Below are 4,481 nucleotides of genomic sequence, written 5' to 3'. Positions count from 1 at the left end.
CGCGCCTTGGCTGGGGGTTGGTGGCGGATATCCATGCAACGACGTATGAATTGCGCTTGGGCATTTTGCAGTCGAAGCTGGAATCGATGCCGGATGTGCAGATGCCGCCAAAAGAGCGCCTCAATGACGCTCAGATCGCGCTGATTGAAAAATGGGTGTCGCTGGGTCTGCCCTGGGCTGATGATAACGCGGCGATTGCGACCGCCATTGCCAGCGGGTTGCCGCCGAAGGTGGTGCCGTGCGCGCCCGGCGTCATGCCGCTCGCCGCCGTCTCGGTCGCGAGGCACGCCGCCACCGGGAAGCCGGCGCCGAGCGCCTTGGCGACCGCCATGATGTCGGGCTCGGTGCCCTCGACCCACTGGTGCGCGAACAGCCGGCCGGTGCGCCCCATGCCGCTCTGCACCTCGTCATGGATCAGCAGCACGCCATGCGTGTCGCAGAGCCGACGCAGACGCAGCAAGTCGGCCGCCGACAGCGCCCGCGCGCCGCCCTCGCCCTGCACCGGCTCGACGATCACCGCGGCGACGCTCGGCTCCGCCACCGCAGCCTCGAAACCGGCTTGATCTTCCAGCGCGATCTGGACGTAACCGGGCAACCGCGGGCCGAAGCCGTCGAGATAGTCGGGATTGCCCGACGCATTGATCGCGGCATAGGTGCGGCCGTGAAACGAGCCGGCGAAGCCGATGACGTCGATCCGCTCCGGCGCGCCGCGTCGCGCATGGAAGCGTCGCGCAGTCTTCAGCGCGCACTCGACCGCTTCGGAGCCCGTGTTGGCGAAGAAGGCGCGGTCGGCGAAGCAGGCTCTGGTCAGCCGCTCGGCTAGTTGTTCCTGACCGGGAATGCGGAACATGTTGGACACGTGCCACAACTTGCCTGCCTGCTCGATCAGCGCCGCGACCATCAGCGGGTGGCAATGACCGAGCGCGTTGGTGGCGATGCCGCCGACACAGTCCAGATACGCCTCGCCATCCTCGGCGTAGAGCCAGGCACCGTCGCCGCGCACGAACGCCAAGGGCGCGCGGTTATAGACCGTCATCAGATGATCGCTCGTCATGCGGCTGTCCTCCTGCTACGTCGAATGCAGCCGCCGTTGTCGTCATGCAAACGCAAAGAAGGGCGTCGTTGATGAGCGATGGGAATGTGGAAGCTCACCGCGAGGACCGGCGATTGCTGCCAACGATGTCGATCCTAACCAGCTTCGTCCAAGCCGCCGACAGCGGCAGCTTTTCGCGCGCCGGTGCCGCTGTCGGCCTTACCCAAAGCGCGGTCAGCCGCCAGATCGCTCAACTCGAAGACTGGCTCCAGCTGCGCCTTTTCGAGCGGCAGGGGCGGCGCGTCACGCTGACGCCGGCGGGCCGCAGCTATGCGGACGCGGTCGCACCGGCGCTCGCCGATATCCGTCGCGCGACCCGGCGGGCGATGGTGAGCGATGCCGACCGGCCGCTGAACATCGCCACGCTGCCCAGCTTCGGCATGCGTTGGCTTGCGCCTCGCCTGCCGGCGCTGACTGTCGCGCACCCGGAGATCGTCATCAGTTTTGCCGCACGCGCGGACATGTTCGACTTGGCCGAGGATGGCTATGACGCCGCCGTCCATTTCGGTAATGACGACTGGCCGGGGGCGGCGCACGACCTGCTGTTTCGGGAGCGGGCGATCCCGGTCCTCGCGCCGGGGCTGCTCGCGACGCACCCGATCCGTAGCGAGGCCGATTTCGCTTCCCTTCCGCTTCTGTCGCAGGCCGCGCGGCGCGGCGCATGGCGCGACTGGCTCGCCGAGCGCGGGATCGCACCGCCGGTGGATCCCGTAGGCCTGATCTTCGAGCATTTCCTGATGCTCGCGCAGGCTGCCGCGGCGGGCGTCGGCGCCGCGCTCCTGCCCAGCTTCCTGATCGAGCCCGAAATGGCCGCCGGCACGCTGGTCGCTCCTCTGCCGAGCAGTACGGCGACACCCGGAGCCTATTGGCTGGTCTATCCGCCCGACCGGCTGGACGATCGTCGTTTCCAGCGGTTCCGCGACTGGGTACTGGCCGAAGCGCGATCAATGACGATCGCGTCCTAATCTAGCTAAGTCGCATCGGCAATTAGATGATAAATTATAGCGCGTAACCGTGGTGGCGTTTGTATCGATTCCTGAACCTATTCCAACACGGGCGAGGTGAAGCTGCTCGCGAACGGCCGCAGGCTTGGCCGCAAGCCTGTTCCGTCCGACTCGCACGCCACCTTCTTCACGGTGTCCGTGCTAGACCGCCGGGGTAGCATCGTGCCGACTGTCGACAATCTGGTCCACTTCGCGGTTCGAGGCGCCGGGCATCTGAAGGGGTCGGCAACGGCGACGCGCCTCGCGTAAGTCCGCCATCGGTAGCAGTCACACGGTGTTCGCCGGGGGTGACAGGTCGTCGTCCGGGCGGGACGGCCGGGCCGATCACGCAGGAGGCCAACGTCTCGAACTCGCGCCGGCGTCGCTGCGCTACCAAGCGGTTGCGGCAACGCCCGCCGGGTTCGCCAACGGGCGGGCGGTGCCATACAGAACGGTGCCGGGTGGAGAGGGGCCGCATCACCTTCCGCGCGGCCGATGCGACGTTCGGCCGAAAGTCGCATCTGTGCCGCTGCCGATGACGCTGAGACGCACCGCGGATTCGCGACCTCAGAAGCGGTTGAGCAGGTTCTCCAGCCATTCCTGCCGACCCGAACGCGGCGGCGGCGCGAGACTTCGCGCGGCGGCGAGATCGGCGAGAGCGGCAAGGTCGAGTGGTACGATCTCCTGTCCGAATGCATCGCCCCAGCCGGCGTAACGCTCGCGCTTGAACGCATCCAGCCGCCCGTCCTCGATGATCGCCGCAGCACGCAGTAGCGCATGCGCGACCACTTCGATCGCGCCGACATGGGCGTGGAACAGGTCGGCGAGGTCGATCGACTGGCGCCGTACCTTCGCGTCGAAGTTGAATCCGCCCGTGGTCAGCCCGCCGGCGCGCAACACCTCCAGCATCGCCAGCGTCATCTCCTCGACCGAGTTGGGGAACTGGTCGGTGTCCCAGCCATTCTGCGGGTCGCCGCGGTTGGCGTCGATCGAGCCGAAGATGCCGAACGCCGCGGCCGTCGCGATCTCGTGCTCGAAACTGTGCCCGGCGAGCGTCGCGTGGTTGGCCTCGATGTTGACCTTCACCTCCGTGTCCAGCCCGTAGCGCTGCAGGAAGGCGAACACGGTCGCGACATCACGGTCGTACTGGTGCTTGGTCGGCTCCATCGGCTTGGGTTCGATCAGGATCGTGCCGCTGAAGCCGATGCGGTGCTTATGCTCGACGACGAGGCTCAGGAAGCGGCCGAGCTGGTCGAGTTCGCGCGCCATGTCGGTGTTGAGCAGCGTCTCATAGCCCTCGCGCCCGCCCCACAGCACGTAGTTCGCTCCACCGAGCCGGTGTGTCGCCTCCAGCGCGTCGCGCACTTGGCTGGCGGCCCAGGCGAACACCTGCGGGTCGGGGTTGGTCGCGGCACCCGCCATGTAGCGCGGATGGCTGAACAGGTTGGCGGTGCCCCACAGCAGCCGGAGGCCGGTCTCGCCTTGCAGCCGCTCCAGATCGTCCGCGGCCTCGGCGAAGTTGCGGCGGAAATCGGCGATGCCGTCGGCATCGGCCATGATGTCGACGTCGTGGAAGCAGTAGAACGGCACGTCGAGCCGCTGGGTGAAGTCGAACAGCGCCGAGCGCTTGGCCGCCGCCGCCGTGGCGTCGTTCGCACCCGCCAGCCATGGACGGTCGAACGTGCCCGCACCGAACACGTCCGACCCCGGCCAGCAGAAGCCGTGCCACGCGCAGACCGCGAAGCGCAGGTGCTCCTCCATCCGCTTGCCAAGCACGATGCGATCCTTGTCGTACCAGCGATAGCCAAGGTCCTCGGTCGCATCGGGTCCGGCGTGGCGGACTGGGCCGAGATCGGCGAAGGCGTTGGTCGTCATTAATGGCTCCTCGGGGCGATGCGCGGATAGGCTGCGCAGAAGCGGGCGTATTTAGGGGCGAGTTGGTCGGCGAGCGCGACGTCGGGCTCGACGATCCCAGCAACGGGAGGCGGCAGGCACACCTCTGCCGGATCGCCGCCGTCGACCGCGAGCTGGGCGAGCCGCGCCGCGCCCAGCGCGGGGCCGACTTCGCCGCCGTCGAGATAGACCAGCGGCGTGCGCAGCGCCGCCGCGATGATCCGCCCCCAATAACGCGACCGCGCACCGCCGCCGATCACCGCAAGCCGCTCGACCTCGGTGCCGGCACCGCGCAGCGCGGCAAGTCCGTCAGCCAGCGCGAAGGCGACGCCCTCCAGCACCGCCTGTGCGAGGCGGCCGGCATCGGTTTCGTGGTCCAGCTCCAGGAACGCACCGCGCACCAGCGGATCGTTGTGTGGCGTGCGCTCACCCGACAGATAGGGCAGGAACAGCTCCGGCCCCGCGCCCGGCCTCGCCGCCTCGGCGCGCGCGAACAGCTCGGCCGGTCCCGC

5 protein-coding genes and 1 pseudogene are annotated in these 4,481 nt (G+C 68.1%); 3 read left to right on the top strand and 3 right to left on the bottom strand.

The genetic code is table 11. From position 1 onward, the window contains the following. Positions 1-130: 130 nt before the first annotated feature. The gene (locus tag HUU96_RS11895; RefSeq protein WP_174292997.1) at positions 131-1,054 is read right to left on the bottom strand and encodes an aspartate aminotransferase family protein; all 924 of its coding nucleotides are present in this window, start codon (positions 1,052-1,054) and stop codon (positions 131-133) included. A 44-nt stretch (positions 1,055-1,098) separates the two neighbouring features. Between HUU96_RS11895 and HUU96_RS15160 the strand changes: the two are divergent. The 3 genes and pseudogenes from HUU96_RS15160 to HUU96_RS11885 all read left to right on the top strand — a co-directional run. Continuing rightward, positions 1,099-1,347 (top strand): annotated as a pseudogene (locus HUU96_RS15160) (LysR family transcriptional regulator); the annotation flags it as partial. A gap of 75 nt (positions 1,348-1,422) precedes the next feature. Next, positions 1,423-2,058 carry a LysR substrate-binding domain-containing protein gene (locus HUU96_RS11890; RefSeq protein ID WP_254605205.1) on the top strand — a complete coding sequence of 212 codons (636 nt, stop codon included), beginning with the start codon at positions 1,423-1,425 and terminating at the stop codon, positions 2,056-2,058. A 96-nt stretch (positions 2,059-2,154) separates the two neighbouring features. Then, on the top strand, positions 2,155-2,346 hold the full coding sequence (locus tag HUU96_RS11885) for a hypothetical protein (protein WP_174292995.1): 192 nt from the start codon (positions 2,155-2,157) through the stop codon (positions 2,344-2,346). Between the two features lie 297 nt (positions 2,347-2,643). On the opposite strand, the gene xylA is transcribed toward HUU96_RS11885, so the two are convergent. Continuing rightward, positions 2,644-3,951: a xylose isomerase gene (xylA, locus tag HUU96_RS11880; RefSeq protein ID WP_174292994.1), complete on the bottom strand. Its 1,308-nt coding sequence runs from the start codon at positions 3,949-3,951 to the stop codon at positions 2,644-2,646. Continuing rightward, positions 3,951-4,481 (bottom strand): xylulokinase (locus tag HUU96_RS11875; RefSeq protein WP_254605204.1); only part of this gene is annotated, 531 nt, incomplete at its 5' end. The genes HUU96_RS11875 and xylA, both read right to left, overlap by 1 nt.

The sequence above is a fragment of the Sphingomonas bacterium genome, from assembly GCF_903644135.1.
GTDB lineage: Bacteria > Pseudomonadota > Alphaproteobacteria > Sphingomonadales > Sphingomonadaceae > Sphingomonas.
This window is presented reverse-complemented; position numbering and strand designations above follow the sequence as displayed.

Coding starts and splice junctions, on each gene's coding strand:
- HUU96_RS11895 (WP_174292997.1), bottom strand. CDS start 1,054: ATGACGAGCGATCATCTGATGACGGTCTATAACCGCGCGCCCTTGGCG.
- xylA (WP_174292994.1), bottom strand. CDS start 3,951: ATGACGACCAACGCCTTCGCCGATCTCGGCCCAGTCCGCCACGCCGGA.